16 protein-coding genes are annotated in these 16,242 nt (G+C 71.8%); 5 read left to right on the forward strand and 11 right to left on the reverse strand.

What is annotated here, in order from left to right; translation table 11 throughout:
- Nucleotides 1-204: hypothetical protein (locus ACS04_RS38950; RefSeq protein WP_209441745.1), on the reverse strand; the 204-nt coding region annotated here is incomplete at its 3' end.
- Between the two features lie 135 nt (nt 205-339).
- Here ACS04_RS38950 and ACS04_RS40075 point away from each other — a divergent pair.
- A complete protein-coding gene (locus ACS04_RS40075) occupies nt 340-1,395 on the forward strand; it encodes a helix-turn-helix transcriptional regulator (RefSeq protein WP_048478428.1) in 1,056 nt (351 codons plus the stop codon).
- Here ACS04_RS40075 and ACS04_RS21990 read toward each other — a convergent pair.
- Nucleotides 1,341-2,381, reverse strand: a complete 1,041-nt coding sequence (locus ACS04_RS21990; protein WP_245236489.1) for a LysR family transcriptional regulator — start codon at nt 2,379-2,381, stop codon at nt 1,341-1,343. The genes ACS04_RS40075 and ACS04_RS21990 overlap by 55 nt on opposite strands.
- Nucleotides 2,382-2,444: 63 nt before the next feature.
- Here ACS04_RS21990 and ACS04_RS21995 point away from each other — a divergent pair, with 63 nt between their 5' ends.
- The 3 genes from ACS04_RS21995 to ACS04_RS22005 all read left to right on the forward strand — a co-directional run bounded on the left by ACS04_RS21995 (nt 2,445) and on the right by ACS04_RS22005 (nt 5,673).
- Complete coding sequence (locus tag ACS04_RS21995; protein ID WP_048478429.1) at nt 2,445-3,728, forward strand: MFS transporter; 1,284 nt, start codon at nt 2,445-2,447, stop codon at nt 3,726-3,728.
- Nucleotides 3,729-3,879: 151 nt separating this feature from the next.
- The gene (locus ACS04_RS22000; RefSeq protein WP_048478430.1) at nt 3,880-4,575 is read left to right on the forward strand and encodes a L,D-transpeptidase family protein; all 696 of its coding nucleotides are present in this window, start codon (nt 3,880-3,882) and stop codon (nt 4,573-4,575) included.
- Between the two features lie 84 nt (nt 4,576-4,659).
- On the forward strand, nt 4,660-5,673 hold the full coding sequence (locus ACS04_RS22005) for a sigma-70 family RNA polymerase sigma factor (protein ID WP_048478431.1): 1,014 nt from the start codon (nt 4,660-4,662) through the stop codon (nt 5,671-5,673).
- Here the strand turns inward: ACS04_RS22005 and ACS04_RS36480 are convergent.
- Nucleotides 5,560-5,928 carry an STAS domain-containing protein gene (locus ACS04_RS36480; RefSeq protein ID WP_078865127.1) on the reverse strand — a complete coding sequence of 123 codons (369 nt, stop codon included), beginning with the start codon at nt 5,926-5,928 and terminating at the stop codon, nt 5,560-5,562. The two genes, ACS04_RS22005 and ACS04_RS36480, sit on opposite strands and share 114 nt — an antisense overlap.
- Nucleotides 5,929-5,952: 24 nt before the next feature.
- Between ACS04_RS36480 and ACS04_RS22010 the strand changes: the two genes are divergently transcribed.
- Nucleotides 5,953-6,528: a ferredoxin gene (locus tag ACS04_RS22010; RefSeq protein ID WP_158977390.1), complete on the forward strand. Its 576-nt coding sequence runs from the start codon at nt 5,953-5,955 to the stop codon at nt 6,526-6,528.
- Between the two features lie 82 nt (nt 6,529-6,610).
- Here ACS04_RS22010 and ACS04_RS22015 read toward each other — a convergent pair whose 3' ends face one another.
- The 8 genes from ACS04_RS22015 to ACS04_RS22050 all read right to left on the reverse strand — a co-directional run.
- Nucleotides 6,611-7,888 carry a thymidine phosphorylase gene (locus tag ACS04_RS22015; RefSeq protein WP_048478433.1) on the reverse strand — a complete coding sequence of 426 codons (1,278 nt, stop codon included), beginning with the start codon at nt 7,886-7,888 and terminating at the stop codon, nt 6,611-6,613.
- A gap of 81 nt (nt 7,889-7,969) precedes the next feature.
- Nucleotides 7,970-8,368, reverse strand: a complete 399-nt coding sequence (locus ACS04_RS22020) for a cytidine deaminase (RefSeq protein WP_078865129.1) — start codon at nt 8,366-8,368, stop codon at nt 7,970-7,972.
- Entirely contained in the window at nt 8,365-9,630 is a 1,266-nt protein-coding gene (locus tag ACS04_RS22025) for an ABC transporter permease (protein ID WP_048478434.1), read from the reverse strand. Before ACS04_RS22025 ends, ACS04_RS22020 begins: the two co-directional genes overlap by 4 nt.
- Nucleotides 9,627-10,742: an ABC transporter permease gene (locus ACS04_RS22030; protein ID WP_048478435.1), complete on the reverse strand. Its 1,116-nt coding sequence runs from the start codon at nt 10,740-10,742 to the stop codon at nt 9,627-9,629. The genes ACS04_RS22025 and ACS04_RS22030 overlap by 4 nt, the downstream gene beginning before the upstream one ends.
- Nucleotides 10,739-12,373 (reverse strand): ABC transporter ATP-binding protein, encoded by a 1,635-nt coding sequence (locus ACS04_RS22035; protein ID WP_209441746.1) that lies wholly within the window; start codon nt 12,371-12,373, stop codon nt 10,739-10,741. Before ACS04_RS22035 ends, ACS04_RS22030 begins: the two co-directional genes overlap by 4 nt.
- Before the next feature lie 217 nt (nt 12,374-12,590).
- Nucleotides 12,591-13,655, reverse strand: a complete 1,065-nt coding sequence (locus tag ACS04_RS22040) for a BMP family lipoprotein (protein WP_048478436.1) — start codon at nt 13,653-13,655, stop codon at nt 12,591-12,593.
- A gap of 229 nt (nt 13,656-13,884) precedes the next feature.
- Nucleotides 13,885-15,129: an amidohydrolase gene (locus ACS04_RS22045; RefSeq protein WP_048478437.1), complete on the reverse strand. Its 1,245-nt coding sequence runs from the start codon at nt 15,127-15,129 to the stop codon at nt 13,885-13,887.
- Between the two features lie 137 nt (nt 15,130-15,266).
- Nucleotides 15,267-16,242, reverse strand: a 976-nt coding sequence (locus ACS04_RS22050) for a hypothetical protein (RefSeq protein ID WP_048478438.1), incomplete at its 5' end; no start/stop codon positions are given.

Raw genomic sequence — 16,242 nt, forward strand, 5'->3', positions numbered from 1 at the left:
CACCAGGTCGCCGTGGTCGCGCCAGTCCGCCGGTACCCGCCGCTCCGCCCCCTCACGGTCGGAAGGCACCGGCGGACCCGGCGCGACCACCACGGTGCGCGCGCCCGCCCTTCGGGCGGCGGCCACCACGGCGGGGCACGGGCTCAGCAGGACCGCCGTAGGCCCCCGCCCGGTCCGCCGTACCCGCTCCCGCTCCCCCGTCACCGCGTTTCCCCCTTCACCCGGTGTGACCACTGTGCCGGTCGGGCATATGCCCATGCGCCGAATCGGGCGTCGTCTTGCCGCCTTGCGGGAACACGAGGGGTTTATAAACATCCGCAAGCCGGGACGAATACGCATATGCCAGCAGTACCAGCCGTGCCGGCCGACGAAGCCGGCCCGCCGTCCGGCGGCGACCTGAGCCGCGCCGCCCGGCGGCTGTACGCGTACGCCGTGGAGCGGCACTCGTTCGCCGAGGCGGAGGCGACCGGGGACCTCGGGGCCCGGGCGGCTGCGGCGATCACCGAGCTGGCGGCCGCGCACCTGCTCCAGCGGGCCCCCGGCGGCGGCCCGGACCGCTGGAGCGCGGTCGCGCCGCGGGCGGCGGCGGCCCGGGCGCTGGCCCCGCTGGCCCTGCTCGTACGGGAGACCCACGACGAGATGGACCGGCTGCGCGGGCGGCTGGAGGCGCTGGTACCGGCCTACGAGGCGGGGACGGCGCACCTGGAGCGCAACGGCTCGGGGCGGGCGGTGCTGGAGCTGGTCACCGACCTGGGGGCGGTGCGCGGGCTGATCGCGGAGCTGGTCGCCGGGTGCGGCCGGGAGCTGCTCGCCTCGCAGCCGGGCGGGGGGCGGCCGGTGGAGACCCTGGAGGAGGCGATCGGGCGGGACGAGTCGCTGCTGGGGCGCGGGGTGCGGATGCGCACGCTCTACCAGCACACGGCGCGCTACTCGCGGCCGACGGCGGCGTACGTGGAGCGGGTGACGGCGCTGGGCGCGCAGGTGCGGACGCTGGGCGACGGGCTGATGCGGATGCTGGTCTTCGACGGGCGCACGGGGGTCATGTCGGTACCGGACCGGGCCGGGGCGGCGCTGGTGGTACGGGAGCCGGCGGTGGTGCACTTCATGGCGTCGGCGTTCGAGCGGGCGTGGGTGGCGGCCGAGCCCTTCCCGACGACGGTGGGCCCGGAGGCGGCGCGCTCGCTCTCGGACGAGCTGCGGCAGCTGATCGTACGGCTGCTGGCGGAGGGCCTGGAGGACAAGGTGATCGCCCGCCGGCTGGGGATGTCGGAGCGCACCTGCCAGCGCCACATCGCGGAGATCATGCGGGCGGTGGGCGCCAAGTCGCGCTTCCAGGCTGGCTACTTGCTCTCTCCGGCGGCCCCGCCGGCGGACGCGGGCGGCGCCGGGTCCTGACCGGGGAGCGCGAGGTGCCCGCCGTGCAGTTCCGGGATGAGGCGGCCGCGGCGGGAGAGCAGGAAGCGCTTGAACTCGGCCACCGGCCGGGTGTCGGGGTGGCCGTCGAGCCAGGCCACGCCGATCTCGCGGACCGCGCGGGGGGCCGTCACCGTCAGCTCGACCACGCCGGGGCGGGGCACGGCCGGCGGTGGCAGCAGGGCCACGCCGAGGCCTGCCGCGACCAGGCCGCGCAGGGTCTCGGCCTCTTCGCCCTCGAAGGCCACCCGGGGGGTGAACCCGGCCTCGGCGCACAGGTCGTCGGTAATGCGGCGCAGTCCGTAGCCGGCCTCCAGGGTGACGAAGGTTTCCTCGGCGGCCTCGGCGAGGCGGATGCGCTTGCGCGCGGCCAGGCGGTGGTCGTCGGGGACGACAAGGCGCAGCCGCTGCTCGTCGAGGCGGCGGCCGACCAGGTCGGGGGCGTCCGGGACGGGTGAGGTCAGGCAGAGGTCGAGCTCGCCGGCCCGCAGCTTCTCCAGCATGGCCTCGCCGTAGTTCTGCACCAGCGAGAAGCGCACGCGCGGATGGTCGGCGCGAAAGGCGCGGATCAGCCCGGGTACCGTCTCGGGGCCCAGGGTGTGCAGGAAGCCGAACGCCACCTTGCCGAGGGCCGGATCGGCGTCCAGCTGCACCGACTCGGCGGCGCGGGCGATCTCGGCGAGGGCCCGTTCGGCCGAGGCGAGGAAGGTCCGGCCGGCGGTGGTGAGGGCGACGGTACGGCCCTTGCGGGCGAACAGCGTGACGCCCAGGTCCTGTTCGAGCCGGACCATGGCCCGGGACAGGGTGGACTGCGGGACGCCCAGCTCCTGCGCGGCGCGGGTGACGTGCTCGTGGCGGGCCACGGCGGCGAAGTACGCCAGCCGCGGGGCCAGCACACCTGTCACCGCCATGTCTTCTTCGTAACGGTTCACTGACAGGCACCCTTCTGAACTGCGCTCATGCACCAGTGGATCGATTATCGCGATTTCGTGCATTGGACGCATGAAACGGGCCGGGGCTACGGTCGTTGCATGCCTCCCGTTCATACCGGGGCACCTGTCACCCCGGGTGCCTCCACTCCGTCGTCTCCCGCCGCCCCGCAGGCCCACGCCCCCGGCCACCCCGGCTACCGCCGGATGAGCCTCGCGCTCTTCGCCGCCGGACTCGCGACGTTCGCCCTCCTGTATTCCACCCAGGCGCTGCTGCCCGCGATCTCCGACGGGTTCGGGGTGACGGCGGGTCAGGCCAGCTGGACCGTGTCCGCGGCCACCGGCGCCCTCGCCCTCTTCGTCCTGCCGCTCAGCGCGCTCTCCGAGCGCTTCGGGCGGACCCGGATGATGACCGTCTCCATGCTGGTCGCCGTCGGCGTCGGCCTCCTCGTGCCCTTCGCGCCGAGCCTGGAGTGGCTGGTGGTGCTGCGAGCCGTCCAGGGCGCGGCGATCGCCGGCATCCCGGCCTCCGCGATGGCGTACCTGGCGGAGGAGGTCAGGCCGAAGGCGCTGGTGGGTGCGATCGGCCTGTTCGTGGCGGGCAACTCCATCGGCGGCATGAGCGGGCGCCTCGTCACCGGCTGGGCGGCCCAGGCCTGGGGCTGGCGCGGCGGGCTGCTGGCCGTCGGCGTCATGGCGCTGGCCTGCGCGGTGGCCTTCCTCGTGCTCCTCCCCCGGGCCCGGTTCTTCCGCCCGGCCTCGCTGAACCCGCGCGCGGTGGGCCGTACGGTCGCCGGGCACCTGCGGGATCCGCTGCTGCTGCGCCTGTACGGGATCGGCGCGCTGTTCATGACCGTCTTCGGAGCCGTGTACACCGTCATCGGGTACCGGCTGGTGGACGAGCCGTTCTCCCTCGGGCAGGGGGTCATCGGGTCGATCTTCCTGATCTACCTGGTCGGTACGGTCTCCTCGGCGGCCGCCGGACAGCTGGTGGCCCGGACGGGCCGGCGCGGTGCGCTGTACCTGGCGGTGACCACGACCGCGCTGGGTCTGCTGCTGTCGCTGGCGGACTCGCTGGCCGCGATCCTGGTCGGACTGGTCCTGATCACCGCCGGCTTCTTCGCGGGCCACGCGGTGGCGTCCGCCGCGGTGAGCCGGACGGCGACCTCGGGCCGCGCGCAGGCCTCCGCGCTGTACCAGTCGGCGTACTACCTTGGCTCCAGCGCGGGCGGCACCCTCGGCGCGCTGGCCTACCACTCGGCGGGATGGGCGGCGACGGTGGGCATCGCGCTGCTGGCCGTGCTCGGCGTCGTGTCGATCACCCTGTACGGATCGCACGCGGCGCGTGCGCAGCGGCGCCACGGATCGCTGGCGGCCGCACGCTGATACGGCCGCGGCGGGATCGGTGCATACGGCATCGGTACGAGCGGAATTACGGAGCCCGGAGGCGCAAGCCGCCCCGGGCTCCGGCGCGTTGCCCCTCTCCGCCGGGAAGGCATGGGGGCGTGGGAGGGAGTTCGACGTGAAATCCACGCGGATGCGCAGGGGACGGCGTGCGGTGGCGGTGGTCTGCGGGGCGGTGGCGCTCGCGGTCCCGCTGGTGGCCGGCGGCGGCGGAACGGCGCGGGCGGCCGGCTCGTGCAACGTGACCACGGGGCCGTACCAGCGGCAGGTGGAGCAGTTCCTGGGCCGGCCGGCCGACGGGGTGCAGTCCGCGGCCGACTGCCAGGCGATCAAGGCGTTCCAGGCGAAGCACGGGATCACCCCGACCGCGGGGTACGCCGGGGCGCTCACCTGGCAGACGATGAGCACGATGCTGGCGCAGCGGGCGGCGGGCACGAACCCGAACAAGGACGGGACGTGCCCGGTGAACCTGGGCCGGATCGCCTGCGTCGACCTGACCCGCCAGCTCAGCTGGGTCCAGGACGGGGCCACCCTGGCATACGGCCCGGTGCCGGTGCGGACCGGGAAGGACGGTACCGAGACCCGGACCGGCCTGAAGCGGATCTACCACCGCAGCATCGACCACTGGTCGACGATCTACGACGTGTCGATGCCGTACGCGCAGTTCTTCGACGGCGGGATCGCCTTCCACTCGGTGGAGAAGAGCATGTGGAACCCGCCGGGCTCGGGCGGCTGCGTGAACATGCGGCCCGCGGACGCGAAGGCGTACTGGAACCTGCTGGCCAAAGGGGACGACGTGTACGTCTACGGGCGCAAGCCCGGTACCTAGGGGGGCCGCGGGCGGGCGTCCGGCTGCCGTTGTCAGACCCCTCCGGTAGCTTCGGGATATCGGACCTACTGGGGGAAGACAGCCATGAGTGACGTCGCCACGAGTATCGGATCCGACCTGGACGCGGCGATGGACCGCTACCGGGTCGAGCTCACCGGCTACTGCTACCGCATGCTCGGCTCCTCCTTCGACGCCGAGGACGCGGTGCAGGACACGTACGTGCGGGCCTGGCGCAGCTTCGAGAAGTTCGAGGGCCGGTCCTCGCTGCGCTCGTGGCTGTACCGGATCGCCACGAACGTCTGCCTGGACCTGCTGAGCGCGGGCAGGAAGCGGGCCCGCCCGATGGACCTCAGCGCCCCGCAGCACCAGGCCTGCGCCGTGCTCAACGAGCGGCCGGAGGTGACGTGGCTGGAGCCGGTGCCGGACGGGCGGGTGCTGCCGCAGACCGCCGATCCGGCCGAGATGGCGCTGGCCAAGGAGTCGGTGCGGCTGGCGTTCGTGGCGGCCCTCCAGCACCTGCCGGCGAAGCAGCGGGCGGTGCTGATCCTGCGCGAGGTGCTGGCGTGGAAGGCGGACGAGGTCGCGACGCTGCTGGACACGACGGTGGCCTCGGTGAACAGCGCCCTGCAGCGGGCCCGCGCGACCCTCGCGGCCACCCGGACGCGCGAGAGCGAGAGCGCGGACCCGCTGGACGCGGGGCAGGTGAAGCTGCTGGAGCAGTACCTCTCCGCCTTCGAGGCGTACGACATCTCGCGGCTGACCACGCTGCTGCACGAGGACGCGGTGCTCTCCATGCCGCCGTTCGACCTGTGGCTGCGGGGCCGCGAGGACATCGCCGCCTGGCATCTGAACCAGGGCATCGGCTGCAAGGGGTCCCGCCTGATCGCGACCACGGCGAACGGCATGCCGGCCTTCGGCCAGTACCGGCCCCGGGAGGACGGGGCCCCGGGCTGGACCCCGTGGGCGCTCCAGGTCCTGGAGGTCTCACAGGGGCGGATCACCGGGCTGAACGCCTTCCTGGACACCGCCCGCTGGTTCCCCCTCTTCGGCCTCCCCGAGCAGCTGGAGGAGTCCGGCGAGGTGCAGCAGGGCGCGTAGCGCGGGCGAGGCCCCGGTCACCCGCATCGGCCGCCCCTGGGCGGCGAGCCGCAGCCGGGCCAGGGTCTCGACGAGGGCGAGGTCCGGCCGGGTGACGGCGGAGACGTCGCACTCCACGGCTGCGGCCCCGTCCTCGTACAGCCGGGCGAGGCGTGCGCACAGAGCGGCGGCGTCCCGCGCGGTCGGGCCGGGTCCGGGCAGCGCGAGTCGCATGATGTCCACGAGGGGTCGACCCGCGAGCCGGGCCGAACTCATCGGTCATCGACCAGAATGGGCCAGGTGATCACGCCCTACTGGGACCCCCTGCCCACGGCCCGCCGCCTCCTCTCGCCCGACGGCTCGGCTTACGCCACCTTCGGCACGCCCGTCTTCCGGGGCGAGTGGGCCGACCGGAACTGGCGCAACGTGCCGGGCCCGTTCTACGGGGCCAAGACCGACTGCATGCAGTTGGGCCGGGAGTACGCACCGGAGCACGTCGCCTTCGACGAGGTCCACGAGTTCGTCTTCCGCCAGCCGGTGAACGAACGGGAGACCGAGGCCCTCGTGACCGCCGCGGGCTGGGAGCTGTACACCAACTACGGCTGGGACGGCGACGACCACTGGACCCCCGAGGGCGTCCGCGCGTGGTGGCGGGAGCGCGGGCGGGTGCGGGAGTGGGCGGTGGCCGCGGCCGCGGTGTGGTCCTCCTACACGGAGAACCCGGTGTACGTCCCGCACCACCACGACGCCGCCGACGGCCACCGGGACTTCGTCGCGTACATCGACGAGGGCCTGGAGGCGTGCCTGCGCGGCTACGTCTTCTGGCTGGAGCACCGCCGGGAGCCGGCGCCCGGCGAGGCCCTGCCCCTGCTCTAGGCACCCGGCCTCCGGGGGCGTGAAAAAACGCCGGCGCGGCTCCGGACGGGGAGCCGCGCCGACGCGTCGGGGGGGCCGCAGATCAGGCGATGCGGTCCAGGACGATCGGCGTGGCGGAGAACGCGGTGCCGGCCGGGGCGATGTCGTACGTGCCCTCCAGGGAGGCGAGGGCGTACTCGAACTTCTCCGGGGTGTCCGTGTGCAGGGTCATCAGCGGCTGGCCGGCGGTGACCGTATCGCCCGGCTTGGCGGGCAGCTCGATGCCCGCGCCCGCCTGCACCGGGTCCTCCTTGCGCGCGCGGCCGGCGCCCAGGCGCCAGGCGCCGACGCCGACGCCGTACGCGTCCAGGCGGGTCAGGACGCCCGAGGAGGGGGCGGTGACCACGTGCTGCTCGCGGGCGACGGGCAGGGCCGCGTCCGGGTCGCCGCCCTGGGCGGAGATCATCCGGCGCCAGACGTCCATCGCGGAGCCGTCCGCGAGGGCCTTGGCCGGGTCGGCGTCCTTGATGCCCGCGGCGTCCAGCATCTCGCGGGCCAGCGCCAGGGTCAGCTCGACGACGTCGGAGGGGCCGCCGCCGGCGAGGACCTCGACCGACTCGCGGATCTCCAGCGCGTTGCCGGCCGTCAGGCCGAGCGGGGTGGACATGTCGGTGAGCAGGGCGATCGTCTTGACGCCGCTGTCCGTGCCGAGGGCGACCATCGTCGAGGCGAGCTCACGCGCGTCCTCGATGTTCTTCATGAACGCGCCGGTGCCGACCTTGACGTCGAGGACGAGCGAGCCCGTGCCCTCGGCGATCTTCTTCGACATGATCGAGGAGGCGATCAGCGGGATGGCCTCGACGGTGCCGGTCACGTCGCGCAGCGCGTACAGCTTCTTGTCGGCGGGGGCCAGGCCGTCGCCCGCCGCGCAGATGACCGCGCCGGTGGTGTCGAGGACGTGCAGCATCTCCTCGTTGGAGAGCAGCGCGCGCCAGCCGGGGATGGACTCCAGCTTGTCCAGGGTGCCGCCGGTGTGGCCGAGGCCACGGCCCGAGAGCTGCGGTACGGCCGCGCCGCAGGCGGCGACGAGCGGGGCCAGCGGCAGGGTGATCTTGTCGCCGACGCCGCCGGTGGAGTGCTTGTCGGCGGTGGGGCGGGACAGGGAGTCGAAGTTCATCCGCTCGCCCGAGGCGATCATCGCGGCGGTCCAGCGCTTGATCTCGGCGCGGTTCATGCCGTTGAGCAGGATGGCCATCGCCAGCGCCGACATCTGCTCGTCGGCGACGACACCGCGCGTGTACGCGTCGATGACCCAGTCGATCTGCTCGGGGCTCAGCTCCCCGCGGTCCCGCTTCGTACGGATGACGGAGATGACGTCCATGTGGTGCTTCCTTCTACGCGCATAGAGAGGGGGAGTGAGAACGGCCCCCCGCCCGGCAGGGGCGAAGGGCCGTCGGCACGGCTATCTGAGGTGGTCCGGCCCGAAGGCCTGCGGCAGCATCTCGGCCAGCGGAAGGATCCCCTTCGGGGTCTCCACCAGCAGCTCCGGTCCGCCGAACTCGAAGAGCAGCTGGCGGCAGCGGCCGCACGGGACCAGGATGTCGCCCTTGCCGTCGACGCAGGTGAAGTGCGTCAGGCGGCCGCCGCCGGTGGCCTGGAGGGAGGAGACCAGCCCGCACTCGGCGCACAGGCTGAGCCCGTAGCTGGCGTTCTCCACGTTGCAGCCGACGACGATCCGGCCGTCGTCGACGAGGGCGGCCACCCCGACCCGGAACTGCGAGTAGGGGGCGTACGCCCGGGACATGGCGTCCCGGGCGGCCTCCCGCAGGGCCTCCCAGTCGGGGTGGATGGCCGTCGTCACTTGCCCTGGCCCTTGCGGTACGGCAGTCCGTCCGCCTTCGGCATCCGCAGCCGCTGCGCGGAGAGCGCGAGCACCAGGAGCGTGGTGACGTACGGAGCGGCGTCCACGAACTGGCTCGGGACGGCGTCGGTCAGCGCGTACCAGAGGAACAGGCCGGCCGCGCAGGCCGCCGCGATCGCGCCCTGGACGTACTTCTTCTTGTACAGCTGCCACACCAGGACGATCACGAGCAGGATCGCGAGGAGCAGCAGCATCGCGTGGACGTTCTCGGAACCGCCGCGCAGCCGGAGGCTGTAGGTGAAGCCGAAGAGGCCCGAGCCGAGGGCCATGCCGCCCGGCATCCAGTTGCCGAAGATCATCGCGGCGAGACCGATGTAGCCTCGGCCGCCGGTCTGGCCCTCCTGGTAGATGCCGGTGGAGACGATCGCCAGGAACGCGCCGCCGAGGCCGGCCATCGCGCCGGAGACGACCACGGCGATGTACTTGTACTTGTAGACGTTGACGCCGAGGGATTCGGCGGCGACGGGGTTCTCGCCGCAGGAGCGCAGGCGCAGACCGAAGGAGGTCCGCCACAGCACCCACCAGGTGGCGGGGATCAGCAGCACCGCCACGATGGTCAGCAGCGACAGGTTGGTGACGAGGCCGCCGAGCACGCCGGCGAGGTCCGAGACCAGGAACCAGTGCTTGCCCTGGAGCGTGGCCAGCCAGTGCGAGAGCCCCGGAATCGTGACCTCGGTGATCGGGTCGATGCGCGGGGACTGCTTGGAGGAGCCGCCCGGGGCCTTGTCGAAGGTGAAGTTCGACAGGTACTGGGTGAAGCCGACGGCCAGGATGTTGACCGCCACACCGGAGACGATGTGGTTCACGTTGAAGGTGACCGTGATGATCGCGTGCAGCAGGCCGCCCAGGGCGCCGCCGACGATGCCCATGAGGACGCCGGTCCACGGACCCCACTGGTAGCCGGCCCAGGCACCGAACCAGGTGCCCAGGATCATCATGCCTTCGAGGCCGATGTTGACCACGCCCGCGCGCTCGGCCCACAGGCCGCCGAGGCCCGCGAGGGCGATCGGCACGGCGAGCTGGAGGGCGCCGGAGACCTGGCCGACGGAGGTCAGGTCGTCGGCGCCGGAGATGACCCGGACCAGGGAGATCAGGGCGAGGCCGCCCGCGATCATCAGCAGGATCCAGGGGAGGGTGAGCTTGCGGCGGCCGCCGCCCTTCTTGGGCGCGGCGCTCGTCGCGGAAACGGTGCTGGTGCTCACGCCGCGACCTCCTTGCTGTCGGTCTTGAGGGCGTGGCCGGCGGCCAGCTCTTCGCCGACCTTCTGCTGCTGGCGGCGGATGCCGTAGCGGCGGACGAGCTCGTAGCTGACGACGACGGCGATGACGATCAGGCCCTGCATGATCGTGCCGATTTCCTTGGCGTAGCCGTTCTGGTCGAGGCCGGCCGAGGACTTGTCGATGAAGGCGAGCAGGAAGGCCGAGAAGAGGATGCCGACCGGGTTGTTGCGGCCGAGCAGCGCGACGGTGATGCCGGTGAAGCCGATGCCCAGCGGGAAGGACAGGTTGTACGTGTGGGACTCGCCGAGCAGCAGCGGCATGCCCGTCAGACCCGCGACCGCGCCCGAGATGAGCATCGCGGTCATGATCATCTTCTTGGGCTCCACACCGGAGGCCTGGGCGGCGGACTCGCTGGCGCCGGAGGCGCGCAGGTCGAAGCCGAAGCGGGTGCGGTTGAGCACGAACCAGTAGACGACGCCGAGGGCGAAGGCCACGAAGGTGAACCCGTAGATGTCGCCGCCGGGCAGGGACAGCGCCGGGAACCAGCCGGACTCCGGGATGTCACCGGTGGTCAGGTCGTTGGAACCGGCCGGCTGGACGCCGAGGTTCTTCGGCAGCAGCAGCCACGCGATCACGGAGGTCGCGATGGCGTTGAGCATGATCGTGGAGACAACCTCGCTCACGCCGCGGCGGGCCTTGAGGATGCCCGCGATACCCGACCAGAAGGCGCCGGTCACCATGGCGACGAGCACGATCAGCAGGATGTGCAGCGGACCGGGCAGCGCCACCTTCGCACCGACCACGGCCGAGACCATCGCCGCGAGGCGGTACTGGCCGTCGACGCCGATGTTGAAGAGGTTCATCCGGAAGCCGATGGCCACGGCCAGGGCTGCCAGGAAGTAGATGCCGGCCTGGTTGACGATCAGGACCTGGACGTCCTCGTAACCGGCCTGGTCGATCATGATGCGCAGCGGGTCGATCGGGTCCACGCCCGAGGCGGCCAGCACGATCATGGTCAGCACGAAAGCGCTGATCAGTGCGAGCGCGGGTCCGGCCGCCGCGAGGAGCAGCCGGTCCTTGTCGAATTTCTTCATCGGGCCTCGTCCTCCGTCGTGTCACCGTCGGCAGCGGCGGAAGGGTTGTCGGTGGCTTCCAGGTGTCCGCGAGCGGCGCCCGTCATGGCGGTGCCGAGCTCCTCGGGCGTGATGGTCGCCGGGTCGGCGTCCGCGACCAGGCGGCCGCGGTAGATGACGCGCAGGGTGTCGGACAGGCCGATCAGCTCGTCCAGGTCCGCGGAGATCAGGAGCACGGCCAGGCCCTCGCGGCGGGCCTCGCGGATGGCGTCCCAGATCTGCGCCTGCGCGCCGACGTCCACACCGCGCGTGGGGTGGGCGGCGATGAGGAACTTCGGGTTGTGGCTCATCTCGCGGCCGACGATCAGCTTCTGCTGGTTGCCGCCGGAGAGGGAGGCCGCGGTGACCTCGATGCCGGGGGTGCGCACGTCGTACTCGCGCACGATCCGCTCGGTGTCCTTGCGGGCGGCCTTCGGGTCGAGGATGCCGCGCTTGGAGTTGGGCGCCTCGGTGACGTGGCCGAGGATGCGGTTCTCCCAGAGCGGGGACTCCAGCAGCAGGGCGTGGCGGTGGCGGTCCTCGGGGATGTAGCCGATGCCGCCCTCGCGGCGCCCCCGCGTCGGCATGGTGGAGATGTCCTTGCCGTCCAGGGTGATGACGCCGCCGTCCGGGAGCACCATGCCCATGAGGGCCTCGATGAGCTCCGTCTGGCCGTTGCCCTCGACGCCGGCGATGCCGAGGACCTCGCCCTTGTGGATGGTGAAGTCGATGCCGGCGAGCACCTCGCGGACGACGCCGTCCGGGTCGGTGGCGGCCAGGCGCAGGTCCTGCACCTTGAGCATCGCGACGTCCGTGACCGTCGACTCGCGGGTCTCGGGCGTGGGCAGTTCGCTGCCGACCATCAGCTCGGCGAGCTGCTTGGTGGTGGCGGTCTTCGGGTCGGCGGTGCCGACCGTGGTGCCGCGGCGGATGACGGTGATGTCGTCGGCGACCTTCAGCACCTCGCCCAGCTTGTGCGAGATGAAGATGACGGTCAGGCCCTCGGCCTTGAGCTCGCGCAGGTTGTCGAAGAGCGCGTCCACTTCCTGCGGTACGAGCACCGCGGTGGGCTCGTCGAGGATGAGGGTGCGGGCGCCGCGGTAGAGGACCTTGAGGATCTCGACGCGCTGGCGGTCGGCCACGCCGAGGTCCTCGACGAGGGCGTCCGGGCGCACGCCGAGGCCGTACGCGTCCGAGATCTCCACGATCTTCTTGCGGGCCTTGGCGCCGATGCCGTAGAGCTTCTCGCCGCCGAGGACGACGTTCTCCAGGACGGTGAGGTTGTCGGCCAGCATGAAGTGCTGGTGCACCATGCCGATGCCGCGGGCGATGGCGTCGCCGGGGCTGGAGAAGGAGACCTGCTCCCCGTCGACGGCGATGGTGCCCTCGTCCGGCTTCTGCATGCCGTAGAGGATCTTCATCAGGGTCGACTTGCCGGCGCCGTTCTCACCGATGAGGGCGTGGACCGTGCCCTTGCGGACGCTGATCGCGATGTCCTTGTTGGCGACGACGCCGGGGAAACGCTTGGTAATGCCGTTCAGTTCTACGGCGAGAGGGGGGCTGGACGCGTTGATGACGCACTCTCCTTGGCGCGGAAGGAGCTGGAAAGCCAAGTTGGCAGGGGGCAGGACGGGTACGGCCGGGCGGGTGGGCGGGTGGGCGGGAGGAGGACGGTATCGCGTCCACGATGCCTCTACGCGCGTAGCACTGTCGAAAGTGAAAACTTGCGGCCAAGTGGCCACAAGGATCACAGAACACGGCTCGGGGTCCGGGAGCGGTAGAGACCGCTTCCCGGACCCCGGAGACCACTACTGCACGTCAGGGACTGCCTTACGGGGCGGTCTTGACGGTGATCTTCTTCGCGATGATGTCGGCCTTGGCCTTCTCCACCGCTGCGGTGACGTCCGCCATCTGCTTGTAGGCGGGGTTGGAGTCGGCCAGGCCGACGCCGTCCTTGTCCAGGCCGTAGCGGATCTCACCGGTCTGCGGCTTGCCGTCCTCGACCGACTTGATCAGGTTGTAGACCGCGTCCGGGACGTCCTTGGTGACCGAGGTCAGGATCTTGTCCTTGTACTTCGACAGACCGGCCTGGTTGTACTGGTCGGAGTCGACGCCGATGGCCCACTTGCCCGCGTTGGCGGTGGCCTCGATCGCACCCGAACCGGCGAGGCCGGCCGCGGAGTAGATCACGTCGGCGCCGGCGTCGAGCTGGCCCTTGGCGGTGGCCTTGCCGAGGTCGGGCTTGGCGAAGCCCGAGAAGTCCGGCGGCTGCGTCAGGTAGGCCGACAGCACCTTGGCGTTGGGGTTGGTGTCCTTGACGCCCTGCGTGAAGCCCGCCTCGAACTTCTTGATCAGCGGGACCTCGACACCGCCGATGAAGCCGACCGTGCCGGTCTTCGAGGCCTTGGCGGCGGCGACGCCGGCCAGGTAGGAGCCCTGCTCCTCGTTGAAGACCAGGTTCGCGATGTTCGGAGCGGTCACCGAGGTGTCGTCGATGAGGCCGAAGGTGGTCTTCGGGAACTTCTCGGCGACCTTCTTGATGGCCGGGGCGTAGGCGAAGCCGACGCCGATGACCGGGTTGTTGCCCTTGCGCGCGAGCTCGGTGAGGCGCTGGACCTTGTCCGCCTCGCTCTCGCCCTCGGTGGGCTCCGCCTCGGCGCCCTTGACCTTCAGGTCCTTCTCGGCCTTCTCCAGGCCCGCGAACGCGGCGTCGTTGAACGACTGGTCGCCGCGGCCGCCGATGTCATAGGCGATGGCTGCGGACTTCGACGAACCGGCCGACTCCGAGGAGGACGCGGTGGAGTCGGAAGACTTCTTTCCGCCACAGGCGGTGGCCGAGAGGGCCAGCGCCGCGGACGCGATGCCCACGGTGGCGATCCTGGTGATCCGGCGCAAGGGGAGGCTCCTTCAAAACCTGACCGAAGCGCCACGACCGGCGCTGGTTTCGCGGCGATCGTAACGCGCGTAGATGTCAGTTAAAGGGCCGTTCATGAGTCGTTATCGGATCGTCGCGAATCGGACAGTGACCGATCGGTGACTGTCCGGGCGCCCAGCCCTTGTGTACCAAGGGCTGGACACCTGTGAAGAGAGGCGCTCAGATGTTGTACAAATTTTTGCCCGCTCGCTACCCGGCCGGCCTGCTGCGGCGCCCGTCGAGGAGGGCCGCGGCCGTGAAGAACTCCACTCCGACCCCGATCGCGGACTCGTCCACGTCGAAGTCGCCCCGGTGCAGGTCCCGCTTGGAGCTCGCGCCCGGGGTGTGCACGCCGAGCCGGGCCATGGCCCCGGGCACGTGCTCCAGGTACCAGGAGAAGTCCTCCCCGCCCAGGCTCTGCTCGGTGTCCTCGATCGACTCCTTGCCGAGCCGGGCCGCCATCGCCTCGCGCAGCAGCTCGGTCACCACCGGATCGTTGACGACCGGCGGCACCCCGCGCACGTAGGTGATCTCCGACTTGGCCCGGTGCATCCCGGCGATCTCGTCGATCGCCGCGTGGATCTGGTCGGGCGCCTCGTGCCAGGCGTTGATGTCCAGGCAGCGGATCGTCCCGGACAGCTCGGCGTGCATCGGGATGACGTTGCAGGCGTGCCCGGCCTCGATCCGGCCCCAGGTGATCGACATGCCCGAACGGGCGTCCATCCGGCGCGACAGCACGGCCGGCAGGTCGACCGCGACGCGGGCGGCGGCCGTCACCAGGTCAGTGGTCAGGTGCGGGCGGGCGGTGTGCCCGCCGGGCCCGGCCAGGGAGATCTCCAGCCGGTCGCAGGCGGAGGTGATGGGACCGGTGCGCAGTCCGATCTTGCCGGCGTCGACCCTCGGGTCGCAGTGCACCGCGATCATCCGGCCCACCCCGTCCAGGACCCCCGAGGCGATGGCGTCGGTGGCACCGCCGGGGAGCACCTCCTCGGCGGGCTGGAACAGCAGCCGCACCGGGCGGGGCAGCAGGCCCTGCCGGTCGAGGTCGGCGAGGACCAGGCCGGCGCCGAGGACGACGGCGGTGTGCACGTCGTGGCCGCAGGCGTGGGCGCGGTCGGGGAAGGTCGAGCGGTACGCCACGTGCGTCTTGGCGTCCGGAATGGGCAGGGCGTCGATGTCCGCGCGCAGGGCCAGCATGGGCCGGCCCCCGTCCCAGGTGCCCACGTCACAGACGAGGCCGGTGCCGGACTTCAGTACGCGCGGCCGCAGCCCCGCTTTCTCCAGCCGGGCCTTGATCGCCGCCGTGGTGCGGAACTCCTGGTGTCCTAGCTCGGGGTGCATGTGCAAGTCCCGGCGGAACTCGATCAGTTCGGCACGCAGGTGGTCCGGAATCTTGCCGGGCAGCTCGGGCCGGTCAGGCGTGCCGGGCAGGGCGGTCTGGGACTCGCGGGACATCAACTGGTTCACCTGTTGAAGGGTAGGCGCACGAATGGCCCAACTGGCTGTGGATCACCAAAAGTTCATGCCGTTAGGGGAAAAAAACCAGACCTCTGGACGCATGACGTGATGCACCCGGGGGTAAACTCGCGCGCTCATCCGGCCGCGGAAGCGGTCTGGGCGGGGAGTCTGTGCACATCACGGGCGGTCTCGGTGACCCCCGCCAGGAAGCTGCGGGCGCGCGGCGAGGCGGAGCCGGTGAGCCAGGCCGCCTCGACGTCGCATACGGCGACGGTCACACCGGTTCCGGTCAGTGCGTAGGGCAGCGTGTGGACGACCGTGGACGGAAAGCTGACGATCGTACGGCCCACCGGTCCGCGCCGGGCGATCAGCTCCAGCGGCAGGTCCGGGCGGACGATCTCCAGCCCGGTCGCCTCGCTGAGCGTGCGCAGCTTCTCCGGGGACTCGCGGCGGTGCGCGAAGTAGCGGGTGGCGCCGTGCTCCAGGGTCAGGGCGCGTACGGCGTCCAGGTAGCGGGCCGGGTCGACCACCCCGGTCTCCACCAGCGAGGTGCCGACGAGGTCGGTGCCCTTCGTCAGGCGCGGCGGCCCGAACCGGGCGCGGGTCCAGGCGAACTCGTTGACCCGCAGGGTCATCCCGCCGTGGACGGTGACGGGCATCGAGCTGAACACCTCGACGCGGCGGCCGGTGCCCGCGGCCGGGGTGAAGCGGCGCCGGGCGGTGGCCGAGACCGGCGCGTACGCGAGCTCGCGGACCCGGCCGGGCAGACCGCCCCCGCCGACGCGGTGCCAGCGCACCAGGCGCTCGCCGCGTGCGGTCTGGGCGACGAACTCCATGGTCGCGGTGCCGTCGTCGACCACGACGAGCTCCTCGGCCCGTACGAGGGTGAGCAGGAGCTGCACGTACCGGGAGAAGGGGTCGCCGACGACGGCGCGGCGGGCCGCGCGGACGTCCTTGGCGAGCGCGGCGAGGGCCTTGAGCGGGGCGAGCCGGCCGCCGCGGGCCTCCTGCCACACGACCCCGTACCCCTCGTCCCGGGCCAGGCCGGCCATGCGGCGCAGCTGGCCGCGGGACATGGGGTCGGTGGGCGGCAGTACGACGATCCGCAGC

Origin of the sequence: Streptomyces roseus, from assembly GCF_001044425.1 — a bacterium.
GTDB classification, from domain to species: domain Bacteria; phylum Actinomycetota; class Actinomycetes; order Streptomycetales; family Streptomycetaceae; genus Streptomyces; species Streptomyces roseus.

Bases quoted from the DNA above. Each gene is read 5' to 3' on its own strand.
- ACS04_RS40075 (WP_048478428.1), top strand. From the start codon at position 340: ATGCCAGCAGTACCAGCCGTGCCGGCCGACGAAGCCGGCCCGCCGTCC.
- ACS04_RS21995 (WP_048478429.1), top strand. From the start codon at position 2,445: ATGCCTCCCGTTCATACCGGGGCACCTGTCACCCCGGGTGCCTCCACT.
- ACS04_RS22000 (WP_048478430.1), top strand. From the start codon at position 3,880: ATGCGCAGGGGACGGCGTGCGGTGGCGGTGGTCTGCGGGGCGGTGGCG.
- ACS04_RS22005 (WP_048478431.1), top strand. From the start codon at position 4,660: ATGAGTGACGTCGCCACGAGTATCGGATCCGACCTGGACGCGGCGATG.
- ACS04_RS36480 (WP_078865127.1), bottom strand. From the start codon at position 5,928: ATGAGTTCGGCCCGGCTCGCGGGTCGACCCCTCGTGGACATCATGCGA.
- ACS04_RS22015 (WP_048478433.1), bottom strand. From the start codon at position 7,888: ATGGACGTCATCTCCGTCATCCGTACGAAGCGGGACCGCGGGGAGCTG.
- ACS04_RS22030 (WP_048478435.1), bottom strand. From the start codon at position 10,742: ATGAAGAAATTCGACAAGGACCGGCTGCTCCTCGCGGCGGCCGGACCC.
- ACS04_RS22045 (WP_048478437.1), bottom strand. From the start codon at position 15,129: ATGTCCCGCGAGTCCCAGACCGCCCTGCCCGGCACGCCTGACCGGCCC.